Consider the following 26,707-nt stretch of genomic DNA (forward strand, 5'->3'; position numbering starts at 1 on the left):
TTGCACATTTTATGATTAAATTTGAAGATAGGATTGGTAGCCTATGAAAAATTTACACAAAAGTCTGTAAAGGGTCGTAGACAAAGTACCGTAGATTTACTTATTATAATATTATTTATTAAGCATTTTATTTCTCTCAGCTAACGCATCACTTACTATTTTATTAAACTTGTTATAACTACAGTAAGTTTTATTATCACATGCTGGAATCTTAATATCTTTACCGTTATAAGTTATATTAACTATATAGTTGTTGTTGACTTTAAATAACTCAAAATTCATATATGACGCATAATGAGGGTTTTTATATATAGGATCACCAAGAGCACTCATCACTATTGCTATAGTAGTATCATGACCACCATAAACAACATACCTAAGATTCGTATTCTGACCATTAATTTTTGATGATATGTACTTATTTAAGTTACCTAAAAATGGTGATCCAAGTAAATCTCCAATATTTTTTGGACCAAGCTCATATAAACCTGCCCAATTACTCAATAGATAATACTTATTATAAGTTTTCATACTGATGCCTTTAGGAAAAGGTACATTGTAAATTGTACGAACATGTAAATCATCAAAAAATCCACCTGCATCAGATAAGTTTGTTATTTTATATCCAGCAATTTTTGACCATTTATCAAACTGTTTATTAGATATTTCACCATTATATTTTTTCCAAATAGACTGTGTATGAACTTCTTTGTCTGCTAATTTATTAAATACTTGTGATTCTTTTCCATGTCCTATATCAAAGACAGGAGCATTTGGTAAAGTAAATATAGGAATAGGATTTAAAGCACCAGGTAACGCAGGTAAACCTGAATCTAGTTTCGGACCAGTTCCAAGAGGATATAATCCATATAAAAACGACTGTGTACTAACGACTAATCTATTCTCTTGTCCTGCTAATGATATAATTGTTCCATTAGAGTATGTTTTTGGTAAGAGATGATACTTATTCATATAAAGTTGTCTTATATGTTTTCCAAGTTTATACTCCTCTCTCATTCCAAGAGGTGTTAATTCACCATTTCCACCTTTCCATGCGTAGCTATATTGAGGATTTTTAATTGGCATATATGGGGTTCTATCTCCATGTCTAATTAAAGTCGCTGCAAATATAAGCTGCCCATTTGATATAGAGCTATCTTTTTTTACTGATGTAGAATTAGGATTATCTGAAGCAAAACCCATAGATAAACCAAACAAGCCAACAGCTACTAAGCCACTAATTTTTTTTAAATTCATTTTAACTTTTCTCCTAATTTGAAGTTTATTTTTTATTTATTACGTATTTAATTATTAGCAAACCATATCAGGAACTACTTTTATATAGCCATTTTTTCTAACTCCAGCAGGCTTTGTAAGTTCATAATATTTAAAAGCATAAAGTAAGACTCTAAAAATTTTTCTTTTCTTATCAGTTTTGTCAGAATCTTTATATTCAGTCCTAGCATGCATAGTAGTAAAAGAGTTAAGAAAAACCATATCTCCATCCTCTTGATTTAAATTAACAGAATATTCATTACTATTAACTAACTCTACTAATCTATCCAAAGCCTCTATTTGTGAATTATAGATTGGACTTGCATCTTTATCTTCGATAGAATCTTTAATTGCTCGAGGAACACAATGGCTTATAACTTTTTCTTCATTAATACTAAAAATAGGTAAAGTAAAAAAATTTTCTTTTTTGCCAATATTTAAAGGATGATGATTATAATAATAAGGTTTGCAAAGCTCATTTAAAACATCAGGTTCATTTTCAAGAAAATAATCATATAAAGCTAAACTATTTGCCACAAAAAGCTCCCCACCTTGCTTTGCTTTTTGTAAATAAAAAAGTGAATTGATATCACAAATAATATCTGTATGAAATGATAAAGATTTTGGAGATCTCGGATGACTAATAGTTTTACCATCTTTTGTGTTTTTTGAATCATCAAGCGTTTCAATTACAGACAACATTTCTCCAAAAGGTGTTGAAGGAACAGGACAGCCAAGCTCTAAACATATAATATAGAAAATTAACTTCAATTCTCCAATTGAATATTTATCAATAGGAAGCCCTCTTAGCCTCATAATGCCACTACCATTTTCAATAATCTCACGAAAACCTACTAATTTATCTTTAAATTCACCAAGAGAAACATCTCCTTTACGTAAGACAAAATATGGTAAATTTAACTCCATCGCTTGATTTAATGCATTATTAATATCACAAATATCAAAACTATTTAGTTCATAAAAACTTTCCGGATTCTTTTCAAAGATATCATTGTTCTTCCATCGTCTTTGATTATTTAACATATCAAATATTCGCTCTTTCTTATTCCATATAACAATAAATAAATCATAAAAAATGCTATACCACAATATTAAGCTAGAGTTTAATTAAGATTAAAATTGTATTTTAGCTATAAGTATCTATTATTTTGATTTTTAAAAGTCAGGATACTATGTTTTCAAGAGCATTGGTTATTGATTGTTTAGTTGCTTGTTTCAGATAAACAATATCATCTAATTTTGAATTTAGAGGCGGTAACCAATAAAGAGTATTACCAAGTGGTCTTAATAAAGCACCTAATTTAATAGACTCTTTATAAACATCAAAACCAAACCTATATTTATCTATATCTAAGTCTGCAGCAATCATGCCTCCAAGATTTCTAATATTTTTAAAAATAGGAACTTCTTGTTGTATCTCTAAAAAGCAATTATGCATTAGAGCTTCTAGATTGGTGACATTATTTAATATATTTTCTTGTTCAAAAATATCTAAAACACTATTTGCAGCTACCACACCCAAAATATTACCACTATGAGTATGTGAATGTAAAAATGCTTCAGACATTTTATCTTTATAAAACATATCATAATATTGGTTTTTTGTGAGAGTAACACTAAAAGGTATCATTCCAGATGTAATACCTTTTGATATACATAAAAAATCTGGAGAAATATCCAAATAATCTAATGCAAATAGCTTACCTAACCTTCCAATACCAGTCATAATTTCATCAAAAATAATATAAATATCATTCTGCTTACACCATTTACATAATTTATTTAAATAGTCTTTACTATATAACAGCATGCCTCCTGCTCCTTGGCATAGAGGCTCAACTATTAATGCATTTATGCTTTGCTTATTTTGCTCTAAAAACTTCTGTGTTTTATTCCAGTATTGTTTTGCATCATTCCACAGAGAATCTGTTTTACCTGTAACATAAGGTATGTCTCTTATGACTAAACTATCAAATAAACAAGTTTTATAAGGGTCAGAATATAAGCCACAATCACTAACACTCATAGTTGCTAAAGTCTCACCATGATAAGAATTTTCAAGACAAATAAATTTAGTTTTAGACGTTTGATTTCTAAGTTGGCGTAAATGTATTGTCATTTTTAAAGCTATTTCAACAGCACATGAGCCATCAGCCGCATATAGAGTTTTATCCATTGATGTTAGTTTGCATATTCTATTACTAAAATGCTCAACCTCATCATTAGTTGTATTAGCAAATATTGTATGCTCAAACTTATCAAGTTGTTTTTTTATACTATCTACAACATATGGATGTCGATGCCCTAGGGATTTACACCACCAGCTAGATATTGCATCAAAAAGCTTTTTGTTATCTTGTGTATATAAATAACTCCCTTCTGTTTTATTTATATTTAAAGGGGGTACCTTTTCAAAGTCTTTCATTTGTGTACAAGGGTGCCATATATTAGTGTTATACTTCATTGTAAACTATTTATATATTTTTAGGTTGACATAAATTATATACAAGATATACAATGATTTACAACCCAAAGTCATCAACTATACAAATATGAATTTAGAACAAATCAAAACAATATATGATACACCTATTACAGAATTAATATTTAGCGCTCTAGAGGTTCACAAGAAAAACTTTAATAACGATATAGAGTTGTGCTCATTAAAAAGTATAAAAACAGGGACTTGTCCCGAAGATTGTAAATACTGTCCTCAAAGTGGTCATTACAATACAAAAATACAAAAACATAAGCTCCTAGATCTAGATAATATTTTAGAAGAAGCAAAACAAGCTAGAGCTAGTGGTTCTAAAAGATTCTGTATGGGAGCTGCTTGGAAAAATATACCTAAAAAAGATCTGGATAAAGTTACAAATATTATATCTGAAGTTAAAAAGCTAGGCCTAGAAACATGTGTAACTTTAGGTAGTATAAATCCTGAGGAAGCGAGTAAACTAAAGGAGGCTGGTCTAGATTATTATAACCATAATTTAGATACTTCAAGAAGATACTATCCTGAAATAATTTCAACGAGAAAATTTGAGGAAAGAATTGAGACTATAAGAAATGTAGCTAATGCAGATATAAACGTTTGTTGTGGAGGTATATTAGGAATGGGTGAATCCCTAGATGATAGGCTTAGTTTATTATTAGAGTTATTAGAATTACCGTCACCTCCTAAAAGTATACCTATTAATACTTTGATACCTGTAAAAGGAACTCCTCTAGGAGATAAGTATACAGAGGCTCAGATTGATAATATAGAACTTGTGAGATTTATAGCAACAACTAGAATTCTTTTCCCTGAAGCTAGACTTAGATTATCAGCAGGTCGAGAGAATATGTCTCTAGAAACTCAAACATTATGCTTTCTTGCAGGTATTAACTCTATCTTTTATGGTAATAAACTTCTAACAGAGAATAATGCTACTGTAAATTCAGATAACTATCTATTATCAAAGTTAGGATTAACAGCTTAGTAAATACTATGTTAGATCTAGAAAATAAATATCTTCAATATCAAAAAGATAACTTATTAAGAGAATTAAAAGTCAGCAATAATACAGATAAATCTATTATTGATTTTACTACTAGCGACTACTTAAACTTATCTAGCTCTATTAATCTAAAGCAATCTTTAATCGATGGTTTTGATAAATATGGTTTTGGTAGCAAAGGATCTAATATTGTCTGTGGCTATACTAATGAAACCGAAGAGTTTGAAACTACTTTTGCGAAATTTGTTAATTACCCTAGAGCTATATTTTTTTGCTCAGGTTTTATGGCAAATTTAGCCATTTACTCAACCTTATTTGATAAAAGCCAAACAATATTTGCTGATAAATATATTCATGCCTCTATTATTGACGGTATCAAACTATCACAAGCAAAATTAAAAAGATATAAACATCAAAATTCAGATCATCTAGAAAATATTTATAATAATAAAAGTTACATAACTACAGAGGGAATTTTTAGCACTTATGGGACAGCTAGCCAACTAGATAAAATATCAAATATAGCTAAAGGTAGATTAATAGTTGATGAAGCACATAGTTTTGGTGTTTTAGGTAAATATGGCAAAGGCTCTATAGATAAATATAAACTTAGATATATAGATTGTCCAATTAGTATATTTCCTTTAGGTAAAGCTTTTGGTGGAGTTGGTGCTATAGTCTGCACTACAGATAGGATTGCTGAATATCTAATCCAATTTGCTCGAAACTACATTTATACTACGGCTTTACCTCCATTAATACTAAAAACTTCAATTTTACAGTTAGAAAACCTAAAATCTGCAGATAACCAAAGAATAGCTCTTTATAAAAATATAGATCTCTTTAATCAATTATGTAAAGAAAAAAAACTAGAGTTATTATCAGATGATGTATCTCCTATTAAAAGCATATTAATAAAAAATAATAGCTTAGCAATAAGTCTAAGAGATAAACTTTATACTAAAAATATATTAGTTTCATGTTTTAGATATCCAACTGTTCCTAAAAAACAAGCTCTTTTAAGATTCTCATTACATGCGAATAATACCCCAAACCAAATTCAAAAAGCTTTAGAACTTATCTCTAAGGAGGTAAATTATGGATTTATACAATAAAATCGAAATAAACTTCTCTAATGCAAATCAATATACACAAAAATCTAATATTCAAACTAAAATTAGGCAACTACTTTTAGCTGAAACATTAAGGTATTCAAAACTGCTAAATTATAATCATATACATAAAATACTAAACTTAGGAGTTCGTGATCTTAGTGAACCTTTAGAATTAAACAAAACATTCAATCCCAATAAAATTGATATTGGAGATATTGCTCCACCGCAAAACTCCAAAAATATAAAAAATCTAAGTACTTATAAGCTCAACTTTGACAAGGATTTAAATATAGTTGCAAACGATTATGACTTAATCTTTTCAAATATGTCATTTCAATGGAGTCACAACTTTGAAAGTTTAATTACAAATATCTCAGGTAAATTAAATAATCATTCTATTTTAGCTTTTAGTACAATTTTAGATAACAATTTTCACGAGCTAAAAGATATTCTTCGCATAAATAAAATGCATAGTGAAGCAGATATTTTAGAGTTTACCAAAAAAGCAAACCTAACCTGCCTATATCATAACAGTTTTTATCTAAATGAAAGTTTCAATAATTTTAGAGAGGTCATTAACCATTTAAAATCTACAGGAGTAAACACTTATACAGGCAATAAGACTAACTATAATTATAAAAAAATCAAACAACTATATTCAAATCAAAATCAATTTAAACTTAGCTACCATATCGGTTTATTTATTTGCTTTAAGGAATAAAATCATGAAAAAAATCTTTATTATAGGGACAGATACAGAAGTTGGTAAGACATATGTTTCGACTAACGTAATAAAAGCTTATGAATCACAGAATGTTAAATCACTATGTTTAAAACCAGTAGCTTCTGGTAAAAGTAAAAAATCAGATCTCTGTGAAGATGTTGAGAATATTATAGAAGCATATAAACATAAATTTTCGCCTGATGAGATAAATCTAATATCTTTTAAAGAAGCTATAGCTCCTCATATAGCAGCAGCAAAATCTAATACAAATATTTCTTTAGAGAATTTAGAATCATTTATTAAGAGTAAATATACTAAAGACTTAGAAATGCTTATGGTTGAAGGAGCTGGAGGATTACTAACTCCATACTCCAATCAGATAACCCAATTTGACTTGATAAAAGCTCTACAGATACCCATATTATTAGTTTCATCAATAAAAGTTGGTTGTATAAACCATACACTATTAACTATTAATGAATTAAAAAGACATAATATAAAGTTAGCAGGTTGGGTAGCTAATTGTAATAATCAAAATGTTAGCTTTATAAATCAACAAATAGAAACTATTGAGAAATTTTCAGGATATAAATGCAATGCAAAAATAACTCAAAATGCCAACTATTTAGATTTTATAGAATTATCTAAGATACTAATATCTCCTGATGAAAATGAATAAGAGCCATTACTATTTTCAATAATTATCTCACCTGTATCAGATAGCTTTTTATATTTACAGTTAGTAAATTTTTTATCTGTTAATACTAGAGTAAACTCTTTATCTTTTAAATAATTTAAACTCTCATACTTTTCTTTTAAAGAAGAAAACCCTTCCTTAGCAAAAGTTACTATATCTTCTCTTATAACGTTTATTATTTGTATAAGTAAGCCTGTTCTATTTGCATGTCGATTAGATTCCAGTTTTATAGAAGTCCAGTCTTTTGTAATATCTTGATTATTACGCATATTTACATTTAAGCCAAAACCTATAAAAAGCTTAGCCCTATCATTCATTTCTGCCGAGATATTTATTATTACACCACCTATTTTCTTATCGTTAATATAGATATCATTAGGCCATTTTAGTTGAGCATTTAAATCTAATCTATTTAAAACTTTAGCTATACTTATAGCTATAACTAGAGATAAACCATTTAATTTCGATATATCAAGATCAACTATCTCAACTAATGTACAATAAATGTTCTTACCAAAAGGAGATATCCATTTTCTATTAAATCTACCAAAGCCATCTGTTTGATGCTCTGTAATAATAACAGTGTTATCTTGGAAGCTATTTTGATTTTCAATAGCATATTTTGAAGTAGAGTCTATGGAATAAAAGTAGTTTACATTCTTAAAAATCTTTTCTAGTTCACTTAATTTAATTAGATCAAGCTTCTCATCTAATATATAACCTATCTTTGAGTTAGAAAATATATCGATCTGATAGTTATTTTTAAGTGCTTTTATATTTTTTGATATAGCAGCCCTAGATATTCCTAAGTCATCTGCAATATCCTGACCACTAACATACTTTTGATCATTTAAAGAGTTTAGTATTTTAATTTGAGTTTTATTCATCTAAATTTTCATACTTGTTGTTAGTTACTATACTATAAATTTTTACATCTATCTAAATAAACAGCTGCTGCTCCAAAAACTTGAAAATCTCCCTCTGTATCAGACCACTCTATTTTAAGCTTATTAATAGATCGCGTAAAAGCAAATGTTTGTATCTCATTCCACATGGCATCCTCAAAGTATTCTCTAGCAGAAATGATTGAGCCTGCTAATATAATAACCTCAGGATCTAAGGTATACATAATTGATTTTATAGCGACTCCTAAGTGTTTGCCAAACTGCCTATAAATATCAATAGCCTCTTTATTGTTATTCTTTGCTCTTTTTAGAATTTCTAAACCATTAATACCTATTTTTTTAATAAAGAATTGTCCACTACAATAATCTTCTAAAATTCCATCTAGATATGGCAGCATGCCAAACTCTCCGGCACCACAATTAGAGTCATTCAATAAGGAACCATTATTTATGATTCCACCACCAATACCTGTACCTATTGTAATACCAACAAAATTTTCATATTGTTTGCCTTTACCATAGAGTCTCTGACCTATAGCAAAACAGTTTGCATCATTATCTATAAAAACAGGTACTTTAAATTCTTCCTCTAAAATCTCTTTTAAATAAACTTCTTTCCATGATTTTATATTCTGAACATCGTATACTATACCTTTTCCTCTATCTGCAACACTTGGAATACCTACACCTATACCTTCAACATCTTTAGAAAAAACTTTTGAGATAGTATCGATTACAGCATCTATAACTGATTGAGCATCATATTCTGCATTAGCTGGAATTTTATTTAAATATGACTCTAATAAAGTATCTCCAATAATTCTACCTGCATTTATCTTAGTACCACCTATATCAACACCAATAATAGTCTTATTATTTTTAGCTTCTTTAATCATATCCATTTTAATTATTTTCTTGATAATAGTTCTTTTAATTTTATAGTTTTGTTATCTACTAATGGATTTGCTATTATTGCAACGTATAGCATAAATATAATCGTAAAATAAACAAAACACATCCCTACTCTTAAACCAGATAAATCTCCGATATTTCCAACAATCAAAGGAACTATCGCTCCACCGATTATACCTGTACAAAATATTCCAGAAATTGTGCCATGATGAGATTTTAAAGAATTCATTCCTAATGAAAAAAGTCCCCCATACATAATAGATGTCAAAAAACCACAAACAGGGAAAAATATTAGTGAAATATCTGCTGAGCCAAATAATGCTAAGCTCAAAGATATTAACTGTAAAGTTAAAAATACCTTTAGAATATTCTTAACATTATATAGCTTTAATAATATGATACCTAATATACCGCCAACACATTGCATAATCCAGAATAATGCTACTGTAGTATTTCCAACTGTTTCAGTATTAAACCCATGATACTCGTTTAGAAATTTTGAAATCCAAACACTAATTCCCTGTTCTTGACCAACATATGAAAATATAGCGAAAAAATATATTAAAACTACTTTATTTTTTAGAAGTTTCTTAATAGTAGCAAAACCCTCTAATTTCTCATCAGCATTTAGCTCAACTTTTGGAAATTTAATTAAGCTAATAAATATTACTAGTAAAAACATAACAATAGCGTTGAACCAATATATTGCAACCCAGCTAAAGTTTGTAGCAATTAATTTATTAAAGAATATTAAAATATAGTTACTATCACCACTATACGGTAAATTTATAACTAAATAAGATAAAACAAATGGACTAACAAATGATGCAGCTCCAAAAAAAACTTGTTGCAATACTGAGAAAAATGAATAATTTTCCTCTCCTCCTGTCACCCTTAATAAAGGCCAAAAAGCTACCTGTAAAATTGCTGCTGCGGTCCCAACTGTAAATAAACTTACAATATAAGTTATATACGAAACCTTAAGACAGAATAATATAGATCCCAAAGATCCGAGCAAAAATGCAAATAAAATCATTTTTTTAGAACCATATCTCTCTAACATATATCCTGCAGGGATAGAAATAATATATGCGATAAAAAAAGCAAAAGGCAGAACTCCAGCTTGAGCAAGTGTAAGATGAAGATCTTTAGTCGCATCAGGAATAATAGGTCCCAAAATATTAGTAACAAATGATACCGCGAAAAAGCCAAGCATCACAACCCATACTATTAAATAATTTCTTTTCATATATTAGCTTATCCTTTTGATATTACGGCACAATAAATCTACAAATGTAACTAAATTACATTTATAAAAACTAAGATAAACAAGCTACCTATCTAAGAATTATAGACTCTAAATATTACTCTGTAAATTACACTTGTTATAGGTTAAATACTATTTTTCATAGTTTTATAAATTCCTAAAGATCCTACTGTGCCTGCTACGACTAAGATTAATGTATATAAAGCTAGTCCTGAGATACCATATTTAGCTGTAAATAAACCTGCTAACAATGGTGCTGCTCCACTAATTCCGTTACCAATACTGTAACTAATAGCGCACCCAGTAGCTCTCCACTCACTATCAAACACCAATGCAAAGAATGGAGATACAGCCCCTTGTATAGCAGCCATAATAATACAGAATATTAAGATAGCTAAAAAACTTATAATAAAGTTATTAACTGCTATTAGCATAATTAGTGGATAAAATAATAAAACTAAAGCTATTAGTGCTAAATAAAAGACTTTTATATGCCCATATTTATCTGAGATATAACCAAATACTGGATAAAAGATACAGGCAAAAAATAATACTATACTATTTAGAAATAAAGCCTTACTTTCTGATATATGCTGATACTCAATTTGATAGTTAACAAGGTATGTAAAGACCATATAATATAATGATGCGCACATACATGTTATCAATGAAACTATAATTATTTGCTTATATTGTTTAAATAATGCCTCTATTAATTTCGTTTGTTGTTTTTGCTTGTGTGGCTGCTCAGTATAATTTTCATTTCTATTTATATATATAAATCGCAAAAAGTAGTCCACTTAGTATAAATGGAACTCTCCAAATCAATTGGTTATGATTAGTAAATATAATTTCAGAAAAAGTGCCTACTACAGAAGCTAATAAAAATCCAGCTGAGGATATTGCAAATATAATACCTACAGATAATCCAGCATTTTTCTTTGAATTAGTAACACCCAATGTTATAAGTGTCGGAAATTGACCACCTACAGACAAACCTTGTATTACTCTTAATATTATTAATAAAATAGGTGCTAAAATGCCTATACTAGAATAATTTGGTATTAAGCCTATTAGTACTGTTGATACACCCATAGCAAGAGTACATGCATTTACGACATACGCATAACTAAATATATCAGCTAAGTACCCCATAATTAAAGCACCTAGAGGCCTTATAACAGTACCTATAAAGAAAACTGCAAAAGTTAATAATAAAGACAATTGATGATTTTCTGAAGGAAAAAAATTAGACGATATAAATGTCGCAAAGTAAATATATAACGAGAAATCATACCACTCGAGTATATTTCCATATGAAATCTTTAGAAAAGATATAGCTTTTTTATCCATGTGATTAAACTATTTTTTTGCAATTTTACCGAATCAGTATACATAACATACAAACTAATTAATACTTTAGAAGTAAAATAAATATTATATGTTATTACCAATAAAAATATTTTCAGACTATAATGTATATTAACAGCTTACATGTTTGAGGATTAAAAAATGAAAATAGAAGATGTAAAGAAAAATGTTTTTTCAATGCCTTTAGTTTCACCAACAGCAAACAGAATTGCTTATAAGTTTACTAATAGAGAGTACTTTATCATTGACTACTTAGCAGATATTGAAGTTTTGAAAAAATACGTCCCAGAACCTCTTCAGCCAACAGGCCTTGTAAAATTTGAATTTATGAAAATGCATGATGCCAATGGGTTTGGTAGTTTCAATGAAGCTGGCCAACTTATAGAAGTTGAGCTTGATGGTAAAAAAGGCTTATATTCTCACATTATGCTTTTAGATAATTTACCTTCAATCGCAGCAGGCCGTGAAATATGGGGCTTTCCAAAAAAATATGCTCACCCTACTCTAACAGTGGATTCTGATACTTTATTAGGCACTGTCAAATACAATAGTGTTGATGTAGCTTTTGGAACTATGGGTTATAAATATGAAAAGCTTGATAAAGCAGTTATTAAGAAAGCCCTAGAAGAAACTCCAAACTTCTTACTTAAAACAATTCCTCACGTAAATGGTAAGGATGTTAGTATTTGTGAACTTGTAAAATATCATGTAAAAAATGTAACCGTTAAAGGTGCTTGGACTGGCCCTGTTGATTTACAAGTATTTAATCATGTTCAAGCAGCCCTTCATCACTTACCAGTTAAAGAGGTTATTAAAGGATCTCACTTTATAGCTGATGTGACTTTAGGATTTGGTGAAGTAGTCTTTGATTATCTAAAATAAGCTTTCTCAATCTTATATTTATTAAATAACCTATTTACAAATCCTTGATAATATTAAGAAATACTTGACTTATATAAATGTATTTTGTAATTTAGTATTCAATCAATATAACAGCTTAATAGGTTTGTTAAAGTATGGGAATTATAAGTACTTCACAAAAACTCAATTTTTTAATTATAAATCCTATATCATCAGCAGACTATTTACTGGAATCTCTTTCAAACCACAACATCTTTCTAATCTATACTTTAAACCAAAATGATATATCTAAAAGAATAGATGTCAAAGGTTTTAAATTCAAGAAATTATTTTTTTTAAAAAATTAACACAAGTTATATAGAGATAATAGATAAATTAGAAAACTATAGATTTGATTATGTTATTAATGGAACTGAAGGCTCTATAGAGCTATCAGAACAATTAGCAAATTACTTTACTCCAAATCTCATTAATAAATCAGATACAATATCGTATCGCACGAATAAATACAATATGCATAATAGACTTTCTGAAAAAGGCTTAAACCATATATCTCAGAAAATTTTTAACCCCGTAGAAGAAAATATAGAAAACTATCTTCCCATTAATTATCCATGTTTTGTTAAACCTGCTAATGGTTCAGGCTCAATAGGCTCTTCAAAAATATCCTCTAATAGTGAATTTATAAATTTTTTTAAAAATTTACCATATAAAAAAATCAAAGATTACTTATCCGTATATTCATCTAATAATGAATCTCTTAACTATTTAATCTGCGAATATATAGATGGAGAAGAATACTTTGTTGATACTTTTTCATATAAAGGTAATCATTTCATATCATCAATTCAAAAATATACAAAAAGATATGTAGATAATTCTCCAATGTATTGCTTCTGTGAAATTGTAGATAACAAATATGTATTAAAAATCATATCTTCATATATGAATAAAGTACTTTCAGCATTAGGTTTATCAAATGGATTTGCACATTCAGAACTATTTATAACGAAAAAAGATAAACCTGTTTTAGTAGAAGTAAATCAACGTCTTGTAGGAGCTCATGGAATTCCTAGTAAAATGACATCTATTGAGGGAAAATATACCCAATTAGACTTAATGATAAGCAAATTACAAAATAGTAATATTGATTTAAAACAAACTAATATTAAAACAAGGGCTGTTACATTATTTCACTACTCAGATAAGCCATTAAACCTTCCTCAAAAGTTTGATAACTTTAAATCAGTATGTTCTATAGTTCAGCTAAAACCTAATGGCTATTGTCATAAAAACAAACCACAATCTTTAGATGATTTAGTAGCAATTATTTTACTTATATCTAACGATAAAAATTTAATTAGGATAGATACAGATGAATTGCTAAAAAAAGACTTAAAAGGATGGATATGATATATACTATCTTGTTTATTATTACAACTGCTATTTCAGCTATATTAATTCATATTATTGGTAATATTATGCCAGCTATGTTAATGATTTTTTTATCAATAACTATTGCTCTACTATTTTTTAATATATTAAATATCAAAAAAATATGCTTAACATATGGCAGTTTAATAAAAAATGATAAAAAAAATTTTCTAATAATCAATTTACTCATGCTGAATATGTGGGGAGGATCATTTTTAATCCCCATATACTTTACTCCATCTATATTAGCAATACCTTATTTCTTAATTTTAGGCTTCTGTGGAACTATTTCTTTATTTTTTAAAAAAAATAATAAATTTTATTTATTGAGAGCTATTTTACTTTTTACCACCCTAATAGCTTTATATATATATTACTCATTCTGTTATCAAATTAGCTTATTTATTATATTATTAGTATCTACCTTAATTACAGGGATTTCAGGTTATTTATATCTAAAGGTTTCCTCAAATTTTAATAGTAAGTCATATTCTTCTATAGAAATATTATCTTTTAGATTCTTTATTATATGGATTATTTCTTTTTTATATGTTTTAGAGAAACAACAGATATTTCAACTATCTATAGAAATGTTACCAATGGTTTTTCTAATAGCTACTATATCATTAATTATTCCAATCTATTTCTCTCAGAAATCAATAGAAAAGATAGGAGCGGTTAAATCTGGAATTGGATTTAGCATAACGCCTATTGTAATCACTGTTAGTGAGCAACCTTTTATAAAAGTAAATCTTGATTTTAGCATAGTTTTTGCAGTAATATTTACTTCAATTATTATATTATCTTACTTATATGAGTTAGTTATAGAATCAAATTAAATCAATATATTTAACTCTTAACAAATATTAATTTCAAATACCTTGACGCTATTATTATAATAGCAACAATTAATATTCCAACTATAGTATATACTAATCTAGAAACACTAATATCATAGCCAGACATATGCGCTAACTTTAAAAGCATTGCTACAAATATTGTTAAAAAAAATACGTAACTACCATAATGTTTAATAAAACAACAGATTGTAAAAAATGTAGCTATAATTAATATCAACCAAATAATATATGGATCAAACAAGTAAATAGCTAAAGGTATAGCAAAAAATGAGCCTATTAAAGTACCAATTAATCTATGTTTGATTGCATTTGAAGATCTAATTATATCTGGCTTGAATATTAATAATACTGTCATTGGTATCCAGTAGCCTATCTCAATATTGAAATATATAGAAATAAAATTACCTATTATTAATCCTAATGAAAGACTTATTGCATACAACGTCGACTCAATATCAGGAATAAATTTAATTGATCTTTGTATATTATTAGATATATCTGATACTTTCATTTTTTTAGTTAAAAAAACAAATATCAATATAAAAAGCATAGCTCCAAAAAAAGTCAAAACACCTATTACAATAGAATCTAAAAGATTAGAGCTAAATCCTGTACCTATCACATACATATCAGCAACAAAAAGTGTACCTGTAGCAAACACTAAATCTGATTTTGCAGTATATCCGATTATAAATGAGAAAATTAATAAAATAATAGAGCTTACAATCAAATCGGTAGAATAAAAGCTACCTATTGCTGTTGCTAAACTAATTAACACTGAAAATATAATCCCAGCAATTAGCTTAAATTTAATTTTATGATCACGTATTGAAACTTGATGTAGTGTTGCGACAAAACACCCTAGTGCAGCAAGTAAAGCATAAATGTTTTGAGGATCAAAAATAACTTGATATGCGGTGAAAAAACCTATGGCTAAAGTAGAGGAAAACCCTAATACAGAGCTTGATTTTTTAGACAGATAAATTTATTTAGCAATTTTAACTTCTATATTTTGATAAAAGAATCTAATCTAGAATTATATATTGTAAAGTTAAAAAATAAAATAATAGACTTTCTTAAACTTACCAATATTAACGATCCACAGTAATGTTGTTTTACCTTGTTTAATATCTATTTTTTGACGAATATTATTTACCTGAATTGTATAATTACCACTATCAAGTTCCTCTTCAAATAAATCAACACTATTTGGAATTAATAGCCAACTTCTTAAATCTGCTCGCTTAGGATCAGTATTTGAAAGATTAAATTTCAAATGACTTCCTAATAATCCTCCTAATGCAAATCCTTTATCAATTTCATGTTTAACTACTTCAATCACAACATTCTGAGTAATTATTCTAGGATACTCTTCCACCAAAGATTTGACAGCAAAAAGTGTTCCACCTAAAAGCGTCTGAGTATTAGTATCAATCAATTGTTTACTTCCCGCAGAGATTGTTACTTTTTTAGGCCCAAAGAAGTTATAATTTGTTTTATAAATTGGAAAATCTATTTTTTTAATACCAGCATCTTCTAAATCTAAAGGTACTTTTTCAGATCTTCTAATATTAACTAAACCCTGCTCATAAAAAACAACTACTCGACCCATTCCCATTGGAAACGGTGATGTCTGATTTGCTACTGCTGTTTGATATTCATTTTTAGTTTGATCAAGATATTTGTTACCAACAGTATACATCTGAGCTTTTGATAAATCAGCAACTGCTTTTTTATAGTCTTTAGAAACGGCAGATTCTAAAATAGCCCTTAAATAAAAACTCATAGGATTACCATATGAATTAGGAATTCTAGTAGAAAAGCTTGTCATTGTCTTTAACGTTTTAAAGCTTTCTCCACGAAGTTCTTTATTTGTAAAATCATCTTCTTTTAAGCTTTTCTTTGCAAGCTTCTTCATTTCATAATTAAGTACTTGCTGCTGGTTATACCACATAGTTGCATTATCTAAACTATTTAATGATTTTAAAGCTTCTTTTACATTATTTGTCTTTAAATAATTTAGTGCTTGATATGTATATAAAAAAGTTATTTCATAATCAGGAATATTATATGCTGATTTAATATCATAATAACTATATGTATCTTTACTTAGTAATATAGATTTAGTTTTTTTAATAAACTCTTGTTTATTTGTCGGTATAGTTTGTATAGCATCATTATATGATTTTATTGAATCTTGGTAACGGCCATCAAATTGTAAGAGTCTACCTGCCTCAAGCTCATTTAATGTTTTTAGTTGCTTAGCACTTCCTATACTATTATTTTCCTTGATAGCTTCTTGTAAATTAGCTTGAATAATATATCTACGTACAGAGCCAAATATCCAAGGATAATTAGTGGACGCAAACTCAACATTTGCTTTATCTTTTTTAACATCTTTAGATACACTACTACAGCTATTTAAAGCTAATACAGCGCACGATAAAAACAATAACTTCTTAATCTTCTTCATTTTGATAACACCAATGCCAAGGCTCATAAATAAATCCATATTTATTGTTAGGTGGAAAACTCATCTTAAAACCAAACTTATAAGCATTATCTGTCAACCATTTAAAAGCTTGTGTCTTTTCAAACTCTTCTGTTAAAACTTCTTTCTCATTGGTTGTTGTTAGATCTATAGCTCTACCAGTATGATGCTCACTTTGTCCAGGCAAAGCATTTACCTTACTAATTTGCTCAAGAGTTTGCCCATTAGCTAACTTCCTATCAATAATTTTCTGCTGATATTCATAGCTTCTAAAACCTGAGACTATAAATAACTCAATTCGATCTATTCTAGCAGCCTCTTTAAGAGCAAGCCATGCTTTGTATGTAGCATTCTCTAAAAATAAGTCTCTACCAAAGAAATCTTTGCCCGCTGATACAAGCTCACTTTCCTTAGCTTCTAGAAATATTATTTCTTCTACCATACATTATCTTCTTGAAGCTTTAATATATCTTTTAAATACTCTTGATGTTTAGCTATATTTTTAACAGTTTCATCTGCTTTGCGTAAATTAAGTTTACTAAGATCTATTTCAATATTATCTTTACTAGCTGTCTTTACTGTTTGTAATGTTAAATTAGTTTGCCCTCCAGTCATTGCCAAATAAACATCAGCTAACAATTCACTATCTAATAAAGCCCCATGGAATGTACGATGATCATTTCTTATATGATATCTTTTACATAAGGCATCAAGATTATTTTTCTGCAGTGGATGTTTTTTTCTCGCAATCTCTAAGCTATCAATAATTTTTGCAACATGATTTTCTAAGATGCCATACTTATTGTCTTTTATTAATCCAAGTTCCCAGTTTATAAATGGCACATCAAAAGCTGCATTATGAATAATAACTTCAGCATTTTTTAAAAAATCAATCATTTCATCAGCTTTTTCTTCAAAAAGAGGCTTATCTGATAAAAAATCATTTGTTAAACCATGGACAGCTAATGCTCCAGCCTCTACTTCATAATTTGGATTACAATAAAAATGTAACGTATTGCCTGTTATTCTTCTATCAATAACTTCTACAGCGCCAAACTCGATAATTCTATTACCAATTTTATAATCAAAACCAGTTGTTTCTGTATCTATAAAAATTTGTCTAGACATTTATATTTTACTCAGAGAAAATCTATGCTGATAATTATAACAATAGATCACTATAAATATAATGTATAGTTTAAAGAAAGATAGTTTTGTCGCTCATTTAAATGTGTACTACGTGAATTAATACTCGTATAATCAAGACCTAACCAAGAACCATAAAAAACATTATATCTAACACCCGCACCATACTGATAAGAGTAATTTCGTGAATTCTGTAAAATTTGAGAATAATCAATATAAGGGATAAGTCTTTTATTAAATACAGTAGCAGTATAACTGGCTTGAGTCGACCATGATGCAACTACTCCCCCAGAACCTAAAAAGCCATCATATATCAAATTAGCACTTGGTCTTATAGAACCAAAAAAGGGTACCCCTGCAATATTTTGAGGACTAACAGCTGAAGAGTTATTTACCCCACCAACACCATTATCTGTAATTAGGGCCTCTGCCTCAAAGTTTATATCTGAAATTGCTAAACCATAATTCACATCAAAAGACCCAACATTACCACCATTAGCCGTTTGAAAACCAGAAACATTTGAATATGCTGCTCCAAAAAACTGATAATCACCAACATTATCCATCTGATAAATATATTTAGCATTCAAACTAAATCCCACACCACTTTTACTACCAGCATTTGTCACCCCAAAGTAGTTATTTGGATTAGCATCTAGTATTACAGCATTTAGATGCAAGTCTGGGGTGTGATATGAAAAGTTGATATTCCCACCAGCCTGCATAAAATATGTACGCGTTAATGTTGGGACATAGTTAGAAACAATATCAAAGTTACCAAACATTACTGTTGAGTTAGCAACATAACCAAAAAATGGACTTTCTGATAAATTACCAACGATCAGATAGATTGTATTTGGAGTGACATTAAACCCATCACCATGATCTTGGTAAAGTGTAAAACCAAGTAATGCACTAAACCAATCTGAAATTGTCGAAGCTGCATAAGCATTTATAGCATATGAAAACTCTTTGTTTTCTCCTCCTTGAGGCACTTTATTCAACCTAAACCAATCAAGTAAGGCTAGTTTAGCTCCGAAATATATATAATCATCCGCTAAAATGCCTTGCTGTCTTGCTTGAAGCATAAATAGAGGATCGCCCGTATCTTGTTGAACGTTCAGCATCGCATGAGAGAAAGTCTCACTGACTCGAAAACCATTAAAGAAAGAGGTTTTTATACCATTATAGTTTAGAGCCTCATTAATTTTATTATCAATACTCTTTTTTGCAACAGCCCTTTTCTCACTATCTGAAAGAGCCTCACCCTCTTTTACTGCTAAATCTTGAATTGCTTGCTTGGCAATTTTCTCTTGTTGTTTTTCTTGTTGTTTATAACTTAGGGGTGTTATATTATCTAGAAAGTCCTCATTTGGAAAAACTCTTCTAAAAGCATTGGACTCTAACTGCCTAATAAAATTAGGAGAATATTTACTATTTTGATCTTCAGAGTTATCACCACTCTGAGATACATCCTCCGCCATAGCTATATTTAATATAGCGAAGACTAAAATGATATTAAGTATAAAAATTCTTTTAAACATAGGTCAATGTTTATTTTAAGCACGAGCCACTGCTACTCTTGATAATATGGATAATCTGTTGGTGACTTAGAGCTTCACCTTCTTGCATCTCAATATCATCGATTAAATTCGCTTGTTTATCCGAAACACTAATAATCTTGCCATTATCATTAACAATGTATGCATAGCACAAACTAAAGATAGCTATTAATAAAACTAAAAATAAAACTTTCTCAAGCTTCATGATCATAACTATACTTTTTTTACAAATTGAGATTTTAACTTCATAGCTCCAAAACCATCAATTTTACAATCTATATCATGATCACCCTCTACTAAACGAATATTTTTAACTTTAGTTCCCACTTTTATAACTTGTGAAGATCCTTTTAATTTTAAATCTTTTATTACAGTTACAATATCTCCATCCTCGAGTAAATTACCGTTAGAATCTCTTACAACTAAACTATCATTATCAATTTCATTTAGCTGCCATTCATAGCCACATTCTGGACAAATAAATAATTCTCCATCTTGATAAACATACTCAGATTGGCATTTCAAACATTGTGGTAAAGATTGCATATTCATCCCTCAGCTACTTAATAACGATAGTAGTTTAACATAAAATTAAAAATAATTTATTTTAAATAAATATTCTAAGATATATAGCAAGTATATTATCATGTTGAGTAAAATCTTTTGCACGACCATCCATATAGCTATAGCTAAAGCCTGCCCATGCATCTGAAAAAGCATTATATCTAAATCCGGTATTAACCATAGCAGCATAGTTATCCGATGCTTGTTGAATCTGAGAATAACTTACGTAAGGTACAAGGTCTTTATTATACAAATCAAAAGTATAGTCCAATTGTGATGACCAGGAGTATACTCGTCCACCACTAGTCAGAAAGTCTTTAGACTGTAAACCTGGAAATATTGAAGCTGAAAATGATTCTCTTAGATTAAAGCCTGCTGAAAGATCTGTAGTCTTACTCACACCTTTATCAGTAAATACAAATTCATTGATAAATTCAAACTTATTAATATTCATACCAAAGTTAAAATCTACTACACCTACATTATCATTATTTTGATTTGTAAAACCAGAGACATTTGAATATGCCGCACCAGCATACCAATAATCTCCAACCTTATTTAAATCCTTAGTGTATTTTAGATTTACTGAATATCCTAAGTTTGTATTACCATTATATGCATTAGCAACTTGCAACAAGTTATTATTACGTGAAGATCCCAAGAACACAAAGTTTGCCTGTAATCCATATTGATTATAAGAAACATTTACATTGCCTCCAGATTGCATGAAATATAATCTTGTCAAAGTAGGTAAGAAGTTGGTTGTTTCATTAAAATTACCAAAGTTGACCGTAGATAAAGCTGCATAAGAATATATTGGAAACTTCTCAAGATTACCTAATATAAAAAATATATTACCTGGAGTTACATTCCATTGACCATTTGTTGTATAGGTGTTTAATGAAGCATAGACAGAAGTCCATTCACCAAGTGTACTTAATACATAGTATTCTAAGGCATAATTATTGACAGAGTTTGAGGATAAGCTACTCTGAGAATCTATACCCCATACTGGAGTAAAAGAACCCATCCCACCTAAATATAAATAATCATCTTTTAAAAGTCCATTCTGACGAGATTCCAAAATAAATAATCCATCTGCAGTTTCTTGTTGTGTATTAAGCAATGCTTGTGAAAATATTACATTATTACCTATACCATCAAAAAATGGTGGCTTAACTCTATTTAGATGGGTTGCTTTTAATAATGAATTACCGATATCAAATGTACTACCTGACGAGATAGCCTCGCCTTCATACTCCTCGACATCATCAATAGCAGAATTATTTTTTTGATCAGCTTGATCTTTATCAACGCTAGTCAACTGTTGTTGTGTATTTATAACATCACTAGCTGCATAAATATTATAAGTAAGTAAAAACGAACCTATAAAGATTAAGAAAAACTTTTTCATCTATGCAGCTTTAAAAAATAGAAAATTAAAAAAAAGAATAATATTTAATTGAAGATTACTGAATTATAGATCTACAACATGGCCAGATAAGTATTCTGCAACACCTTCAGGAGAAGCTTTCATACCATCATCACCTTTGTTCCAACCTGCTGGACAAACTTCACCATGCTCTTCATGGAATTGTAAAGCTTCAACCATTCTAGTAACTTCATCCATATTTCTACCTAATGGTAAGTCATTAACTACTTGATGACGAACTACACCATCTCTATCAATTAGGAAAGTACCTCTAAATGCCATACCACCTTCAGATTGAACATCATAAGCTTTTACGATTTCTTGGTTTATATCAGCAACCATAGTGTATTTAACTGGACCGATACCACCTTCATTTACTGGAGTATTTCTCCAAGCATTATGAGTAAAGTGTGAGTCTATAGATACAGAAACAACTTCTACACCTAGCTCTTTTAGCTTAGCTGTTCTTTTATCTAAAGCTATCAACTCAGATGGACAAACAAATGTAAAATCTAGCGGGTAAAAAACTACCACTGCATATTTACCTTGAATAGCTTTCGCAAAATCATAATTATCTACTATCTCACCATCACCTAATACAGCTGGTGCGTTAAATACAGGAGCTTTTTTTCCTACTAATACCATAACATCTTCCTCCATTTAGTAAATTTTTATGGTTATTTATTAAAATCAACGATACTAATTTTGCTCATTAATTACTCTTATGTCAACAGTATTTATCGTATATAATATCTGGTATCAAATGTAATAAGACAAAACCTTATGCTTTTACCTGTTCATAAAAATACGAAGCTGTTAATTTTTGATTGTGATGGAACAATTGCAAATAATATGCACATACACACTAATGCTTGGATAGATGTTTTAAGTAAAAAAAATATTGCTATATCTCCTGTAGATCTTGAAAAGTACAATGGCTTACCAAGCGAAGCTATTTTAGAACAAGTCTTTAACTTTGATAGTGAGCAAACACCTATTATTGCTGAAGAAATTAAAACTACCTCTCATAAGCTATTAGATGACACAAAACCTATTGAACCCGTTGTTGACCTAGTTAAGCACTATTATAAAAAAATTCCTATGGTTGTCATATCTGGTGGTAAAAAAGATAATGTATACAAGTCTTTGGATATACTAGAGCTTACAAACTTATTTGATGAAATTATTACAGCTGATGATAATCATCCTCGTAAAGACTCTCCAAAAGCGTTCACTTTATTAGCTGAAAAATATAATGTTAAAAATAATGAATGCCATGTTTTTGAGGATGGAGTTCCTGGTTTAATAAATGCTTTAAAAGCAGGGATGACTGTTACTGATGTAAGAAATATAGATTTAAACTAATAAAAATAAAACATCTATTATTAATAGTTGATAAAATATAGTCCATATTTTTAAAAATATTTACAGCCATGAAAAAAACTGCCTTACTAACTAGTTTATTTCTAATATCTTCACTAGGATATACAAAGATTGTTGATACCACTGTTTGGAAAACTCAAGATGTTGAAAAAAACTATCTAACAAAATATTTCTGTAATAAGAAACTCTCCAAAGAAGATTGTCAAAAAAATATACAAAATGTCAAAAATTATGGCATTAATGTTGAATCTCTAGCTAATAAGAATATTAAAGATATTGAGTTAAATAAAGTAACTTATAGTACAACAAATTCTTTTCCAGCTACCGGCAAAGTTAACTCTAATGTCTCTGGACTGTTAATGTTAGCTGAAACAGAACATCCAAAAGGAGTAGTCATATACTATCACCCTACTGTCTTTGATAATGCTGGGGTTCCTTCTAATTTAAGTAAAGAGAATAAAACAAGTACGCTCTTTAATACAATTTATGCAGCTATTTATGCAGCTAATGGATACATTGTTGTTGCTCCAGACTATATAGGTCAGGGAGACGATTATAAAAACTTCCATCCATATGTTCTGTATCCAAGACAAACAGTAAATACTGCGGTTGATTTATTAAATAATGTTAGTAAAGATATTCGCCAGAAATATAAACTTTCTAGAGGCAAACATCTAAACCTTTATTCTGTAGGATATTCAGAAGGCGGGGCTTATTCAATATGGAGTGCAAAATGTCTAGGATGGCGAGGTAATTGTGAAGGCGTTAACAAATTAAATAGTTTATATAAATATAGGGCTGCTGCAGGCTTAAGTGGTGCCTATGATATTAGTCAAACTACGCTAAATTTTATGACTGATAATAATGATTCTGATAAATATGCTATACATAGCAAACTAATCACAACTATTTTAAAACCAGGATTAATGTCTAATACTTTTATGAGCTACTTACACTATGGAAACACTTCAAAGAATATTAGTATAAGAGATTTTGATAGTGCCTTTTTTAATATGCAATGCTCAACTTTTTCTCAAGACAAGTGCAATCTTCAAGGTAAGCACTATACATTTGCTAATCTCTTCCTACAAAAACATATGCCTAATACAGCTTTTGCTAGTGCAATATTTAATAGCGCATTATATAAAAAATATCCTAACCAAAAATCTGCTTCTCATTATGGAATACCTACAGGTAACAACTCAATGTATGACTTATTTAATCAAAAAATATTTACTAACAAAGAGCTGATCAAAGCAATGAAACAAGCAGATATTGTAGATCAAGGTAAACAAACTAGAACTCCTATGTATTTATTTGCTCTTAAAGAAGACTCTGTTGTTACTCCATTAAATTATGATAAGTTTATGAAAAATGCTAATGCAATAGTAGATGGGTTTGTGTTAGATAATAGTAAAATTTTAACTAGTAGTATTGACTGGTTACCAGTTAAGCTTGATATAAATGAGATAGATCATGTAACTGGAGAAGTGTATGCTAACTTATTTGCTTATAACTATATAAATGATATGAATAGGGTTTACTCATAATTATGATTAAAGAAATTACAGAAAGAACAGGTATTTTAGTTAGCGATCAAGGTATAAGCAAATTAGAAAATGCTAATATCTTTATTGCTGGTTGTGGTGGAGTCGGATCATTTGTTATAGAAGCACTAGCACGAGCAGGCATTGGCAACTTAACAATAGTTGATATGGATGTCGTTGATCCATCAAATATTAACCGCCAGCTTATAGCATTACAAAGTACTATTGGTATGTCTAAAGTTGAGGTTATGAAAAAACGTATAAAAGATATCAACCCAAAATGTAATGTTAATGCATTAAAGACTTTTATAAATCCTGAAAATACTAATGAACTGCTTACTCAATATAAATATGATTATGTTATAGATGCTATCGATACACTAAATGCTAAAGTCAATTTAGTAAAAACTGCACATGAGTTAGGGTTAAAAACCATATCAAGTATGGGAGCTGGAGGAAAAACTGATCCTACACAAATAAAAGTTACCGATATTTATAAAACAGATGTTTGCGCATTAGCAAGAGCAATGCGGACTCGTCTAAAAAAACAGAAAGTTAGAAAAGGTATAAAAGCTGTTTTTTCGACTGAAAAAGGTATAGCTCCCCTACCACCTAAAGATCCTGAACCAAACCAGCAAGGTAGGTCTAGGGCTACAAATGGTACTCTAAGCTATATGCCATCATTATTTGGTCTAACTATAGCTGGAATTGTTATCAAATCAATTGTAGGAGAAGATTTTAATCATTAAATATCTTCATTATCTCTAGAAATGTAAATTTATATGATTTACCCTTATTACTATTAGCAGTTGATTTAAATTTAATATGCAAATAAAAATTAATTTTAAATATATCTTACTAATTCTTTTTGTCATTATAATCTCAAGTTGTTCTGAAGAAACAAAAATCGATGATAAAATGGGGCCTTGCGAAATATTAGCCCAGCATCCTAGTTGGAAAAAACCTCTAAAAATGGCTCAAGATAAATACAAACTCCCTCCTGCTTTTGCTATGGCAATTATTTATCAAGAATCTAGATTTGATGCAAATGCTAAAAGTAAATACTCTTCAGCTTATGGTTATGCCCAAGCAGTTGATGGTACTTGGAAGCATTTTCAACAAGATGTTAACTCAAATGCCAAACGTAACAACTTCAATGATAGTGTTCAATTTATAGGTTGGTATATGGCACAATTATCAAAAAGTCTAAAAATAAGTATGTCAGATAGCAAAAATCTATATATGGCATATATGCTTGGTGCAACTGGATTTAAACGTTATAAAGCTGGCACATTTAAGAATAAAGCAAAGATTCAGGAAGATAAAAAAATAGCCGAAAAAGTCAGTAACTATACAAAAGCTTACCAATCACAGTTTAAAAACTGTAAAATTTAAAATTTCTATGAAAAGACAAAGTTTAATAGTTGTTATATTTGCTATATTTTTTCTCAACATCACAGGTATCTTAGCTGAAGCAGGATATTCAGCAAACACAAATATTTGTCAAATATTGAAACATCACCCAAATTGGCAAAACTCTTTAAAGAAAGCTGATAAAAAATATAATATGGGAGTGTTGCAATCTAAGCAATAATTGGAGTAAATTTTGAAAATCTACATTTCTTGTCTAAAAAATGACTATA

General features: G+C 29.1%; 29 protein-coding genes. 12 read left to right on the plus strand and 17 right to left on the minus strand.

The genetic code is table 11. From position 1 onward, the window contains the following. Positions 1-111: 111 nt before the first annotated feature. The 3 genes from AB8E56_RS06630 to bioA form a co-directional block, all read right to left on the minus strand. The gene (locus AB8E56_RS06630) at positions 112-1,257 is read right to left on the minus strand and encodes a histidine-type phosphatase (RefSeq protein ID WP_329479337.1); all 1,146 of its coding nucleotides are present in this window, start codon (positions 1,255-1,257) and stop codon (positions 112-114) included. A gap of 54 nt (positions 1,258-1,311) precedes the next feature. Next, positions 1,312-2,319, minus strand: coding sequence for a TauD/TfdA family dioxygenase (locus AB8E56_RS06635; protein ID WP_329479339.1), 1,008 nt, complete (start codon positions 2,317-2,319; stop codon positions 1,312-1,314). 139 nt (positions 2,320-2,458) lie between these two features. Continuing rightward, the gene (gene bioA / locus AB8E56_RS06640) at positions 2,459-3,760 is read right to left on the minus strand and encodes an adenosylmethionine--8-amino-7-oxononanoate transaminase (protein WP_329479341.1); all 1,302 of its coding nucleotides are present in this window, start codon (positions 3,758-3,760) and stop codon (positions 2,459-2,461) included. An 88-nt stretch (positions 3,761-3,848) separates the two neighbouring features. Between bioA and bioB the strand changes: the two genes are divergently transcribed. Genes bioB through bioD form a run of 4 tightly spaced genes read left to right on the plus strand, consistent with a single transcriptional unit; the run spans position 3,849 to position 7,311 of the window. After that, positions 3,849-4,775: a biotin synthase BioB gene (gene bioB / locus AB8E56_RS06645; RefSeq protein ID WP_329479343.1), complete on the plus strand. Its 927-nt coding sequence runs from the start codon at positions 3,849-3,851 to the stop codon at positions 4,773-4,775. A gap of 8 nt (positions 4,776-4,783) precedes the next feature. Continuing rightward, the gene (locus AB8E56_RS06650) at positions 4,784-5,908 is read left to right on the plus strand and encodes a pyridoxal phosphate-dependent aminotransferase family protein (RefSeq protein ID WP_329479345.1); all 1,125 of its coding nucleotides are present in this window, start codon (positions 4,784-4,786) and stop codon (positions 5,906-5,908) included. Beyond that, on the plus strand, positions 5,892-6,629 hold the full coding sequence (locus AB8E56_RS06655) for a biotin synthase (protein WP_329479347.1): 738 nt from the start codon (positions 5,892-5,894) through the stop codon (positions 6,627-6,629). Before AB8E56_RS06650 ends, AB8E56_RS06655 begins: the two co-directional genes overlap by 17 nt. Positions 6,630-6,633: 4 nt before the next feature. Beyond that, a complete protein-coding gene (gene bioD, locus AB8E56_RS06660) occupies positions 6,634-7,311 on the plus strand; it encodes a dethiobiotin synthase (protein WP_329479349.1) in 678 nt (225 codons plus the stop codon). Here bioD and AB8E56_RS06665 read toward each other — a convergent pair. From AB8E56_RS06665 to AB8E56_RS06685, 5 genes are all read right to left on the minus strand, one after another. Beyond that, positions 7,254-8,216 carry a biotin--[acetyl-CoA-carboxylase] ligase gene (locus tag AB8E56_RS06665; protein WP_329479351.1) on the minus strand — a complete coding sequence of 321 codons (963 nt, stop codon included), beginning with the start codon at positions 8,214-8,216 and terminating at the stop codon, positions 7,254-7,256. The genes bioD and AB8E56_RS06665 overlap by 58 nt on opposite strands. Positions 8,217-8,248: 32 nt before the next feature. Then, positions 8,249-9,130, minus strand: coding sequence for an ROK family protein (locus AB8E56_RS06670; RefSeq protein ID WP_329479391.1), 882 nt, complete (start codon positions 9,128-9,130; stop codon positions 8,249-8,251). 11 nt (positions 9,131-9,141) lie between these two features. Continuing rightward, the gene (locus AB8E56_RS06675; RefSeq protein WP_329479353.1) at positions 9,142-10,395 is read right to left on the minus strand and encodes a sugar MFS transporter; all 1,254 of its coding nucleotides are present in this window, start codon (positions 10,393-10,395) and stop codon (positions 9,142-9,144) included. 143 nt (positions 10,396-10,538) lie between these two features. After that, complete coding sequence (locus AB8E56_RS06680) at positions 10,539-11,201, minus strand: MFS transporter (protein WP_329479355.1); 663 nt, start codon at positions 11,199-11,201, stop codon at positions 10,539-10,541. Beyond that, complete coding sequence (locus AB8E56_RS06685) at positions 11,179-11,766, minus strand: MFS transporter (protein ID WP_329479357.1); 588 nt, start codon at positions 11,764-11,766, stop codon at positions 11,179-11,181. Before AB8E56_RS06685 ends, AB8E56_RS06680 begins: the two co-directional genes overlap by 23 nt. Before the next feature lie 159 nt (positions 11,767-11,925). Between AB8E56_RS06685 and AB8E56_RS06690 the strand changes: the two genes are divergently transcribed. The 3 genes from AB8E56_RS06690 to AB8E56_RS06700 all read left to right on the plus strand — a co-directional run bounded on the left by AB8E56_RS06690 (position 11,926) and on the right by AB8E56_RS06700 (position 14,918). Further along, positions 11,926-12,666: an acetoacetate decarboxylase gene (locus AB8E56_RS06690; protein ID WP_329479359.1), complete on the plus strand. Its 741-nt coding sequence runs from the start codon at positions 11,926-11,928 to the stop codon at positions 12,664-12,666. Between the two features lie 492 nt (positions 12,667-13,158). Next, positions 13,159-14,058, plus strand: coding sequence for an ATP-grasp domain-containing protein (locus AB8E56_RS06695; RefSeq protein ID WP_329479361.1), 900 nt, complete (start codon positions 13,159-13,161; stop codon positions 14,056-14,058). Further along, complete coding sequence (locus AB8E56_RS06700) at positions 14,055-14,918, plus strand: hypothetical protein (protein ID WP_329479363.1); 864 nt, start codon at positions 14,055-14,057, stop codon at positions 14,916-14,918. The genes AB8E56_RS06695 and AB8E56_RS06700 overlap by 4 nt, the downstream gene beginning before the upstream one ends. A gap of 10 nt (positions 14,919-14,928) precedes the next feature. Here AB8E56_RS06700 and AB8E56_RS06705 read toward each other — a convergent pair whose 3' ends face one another. The 9 genes from AB8E56_RS06705 to AB8E56_RS06745 all read right to left on the minus strand — a co-directional run bounded on the left by AB8E56_RS06705 (position 14,929) and on the right by AB8E56_RS06745 (position 22,779). Continuing rightward, a complete protein-coding gene (locus AB8E56_RS06705; RefSeq protein ID WP_329479365.1) occupies positions 14,929-15,717 on the minus strand; it encodes an FUSC family protein in 789 nt (262 codons plus the stop codon). A gap of 273 nt (positions 15,718-15,990) precedes the next feature. Next, positions 15,991-17,412 (minus strand): hypothetical protein, encoded by a 1,422-nt coding sequence (locus tag AB8E56_RS06710; RefSeq protein ID WP_329479393.1) that lies wholly within the window; start codon positions 17,410-17,412, stop codon positions 15,991-15,993. Beyond that, positions 17,399-17,872: a M15 family metallopeptidase gene (locus tag AB8E56_RS06715; RefSeq protein WP_329479367.1), complete on the minus strand. Its 474-nt coding sequence runs from the start codon at positions 17,870-17,872 to the stop codon at positions 17,399-17,401. The genes AB8E56_RS06710 and AB8E56_RS06715 overlap by 14 nt, the downstream gene beginning before the upstream one ends. Next, entirely contained in the window at positions 17,866-18,558 is a 693-nt protein-coding gene (gene dnaQ / locus AB8E56_RS06720) for a DNA polymerase III subunit epsilon (protein WP_329479369.1), read from the minus strand. The genes AB8E56_RS06715 and dnaQ overlap by 7 nt, the downstream gene beginning before the upstream one ends. Positions 18,559-18,608: 50 nt before the next feature. Then, positions 18,609-20,120, minus strand: a complete 1,512-nt coding sequence (locus tag AB8E56_RS06725; protein ID WP_329479371.1) for a hypothetical protein — start codon at positions 20,118-20,120, stop codon at positions 18,609-18,611. 10 nt (positions 20,121-20,130) lie between these two features. Further along, positions 20,131-20,343, minus strand: a complete 213-nt coding sequence (locus AB8E56_RS06730) for a hypothetical protein (RefSeq protein WP_329479373.1) — start codon at positions 20,341-20,343, stop codon at positions 20,131-20,133. Between the two features lie 8 nt (positions 20,344-20,351). After that, positions 20,352-20,684: a zinc ribbon domain-containing protein YjdM gene (locus tag AB8E56_RS06735; RefSeq protein WP_329479375.1), complete on the minus strand. Its 333-nt coding sequence runs from the start codon at positions 20,682-20,684 to the stop codon at positions 20,352-20,354. 61 nt (positions 20,685-20,745) lie between these two features. Next, the gene (locus AB8E56_RS06740) at positions 20,746-22,116 is read right to left on the minus strand and encodes a hypothetical protein (RefSeq protein WP_329479377.1); all 1,371 of its coding nucleotides are present in this window, start codon (positions 22,114-22,116) and stop codon (positions 20,746-20,748) included. A 63-nt stretch (positions 22,117-22,179) separates the two neighbouring features. After that, positions 22,180-22,779, minus strand: coding sequence for a peroxiredoxin C (locus AB8E56_RS06745; RefSeq protein ID WP_329479379.1), 600 nt, complete (start codon positions 22,777-22,779; stop codon positions 22,180-22,182). 138 nt (positions 22,780-22,917) lie between these two features. On the opposite strand from AB8E56_RS06745, the gene AB8E56_RS06750 reads away from it, so the two are divergent. The 5 genes from AB8E56_RS06750 (at position 22,918) to AB8E56_RS06770 (ending at position 26,658) form a co-directional block, all read left to right on the plus strand. Beyond that, positions 22,918-23,499: an HAD family phosphatase gene (locus AB8E56_RS06750; RefSeq protein WP_329479381.1), complete on the plus strand. Its 582-nt coding sequence runs from the start codon at positions 22,918-22,920 to the stop codon at positions 23,497-23,499. Positions 23,500-23,567: 68 nt separating this feature from the next. Continuing rightward, positions 23,568-25,067, plus strand: coding sequence for a lysophospholipase (locus AB8E56_RS06755; RefSeq protein ID WP_329479383.1), 1,500 nt, complete (start codon positions 23,568-23,570; stop codon positions 25,065-25,067). A 2-nt stretch (positions 25,068-25,069) separates the two neighbouring features. Continuing rightward, entirely contained in the window at positions 25,070-25,813 is a 744-nt protein-coding gene (locus tag AB8E56_RS06760; RefSeq protein WP_329479385.1) for a tRNA threonylcarbamoyladenosine dehydratase, read from the plus strand. 76 nt (positions 25,814-25,889) lie between these two features. Further along, positions 25,890-26,459: a transglycosylase SLT domain-containing protein gene (locus AB8E56_RS06765; RefSeq protein WP_329479387.1), complete on the plus strand. Its 570-nt coding sequence runs from the start codon at positions 25,890-25,892 to the stop codon at positions 26,457-26,459. 7 nt (positions 26,460-26,466) lie between these two features. Next, positions 26,467-26,658, plus strand: a complete 192-nt coding sequence (locus AB8E56_RS06770; protein WP_329479389.1) for a hypothetical protein — start codon at positions 26,467-26,469, stop codon at positions 26,656-26,658. Positions 26,659-26,707: the final 49 nt, after the last annotated feature.

Source organism: Francisella sp. 19X1-34 (genome assembly GCF_041102755.1).
GTDB lineage: Bacteria > Pseudomonadota > Gammaproteobacteria > Francisellales > Francisellaceae > Francisella.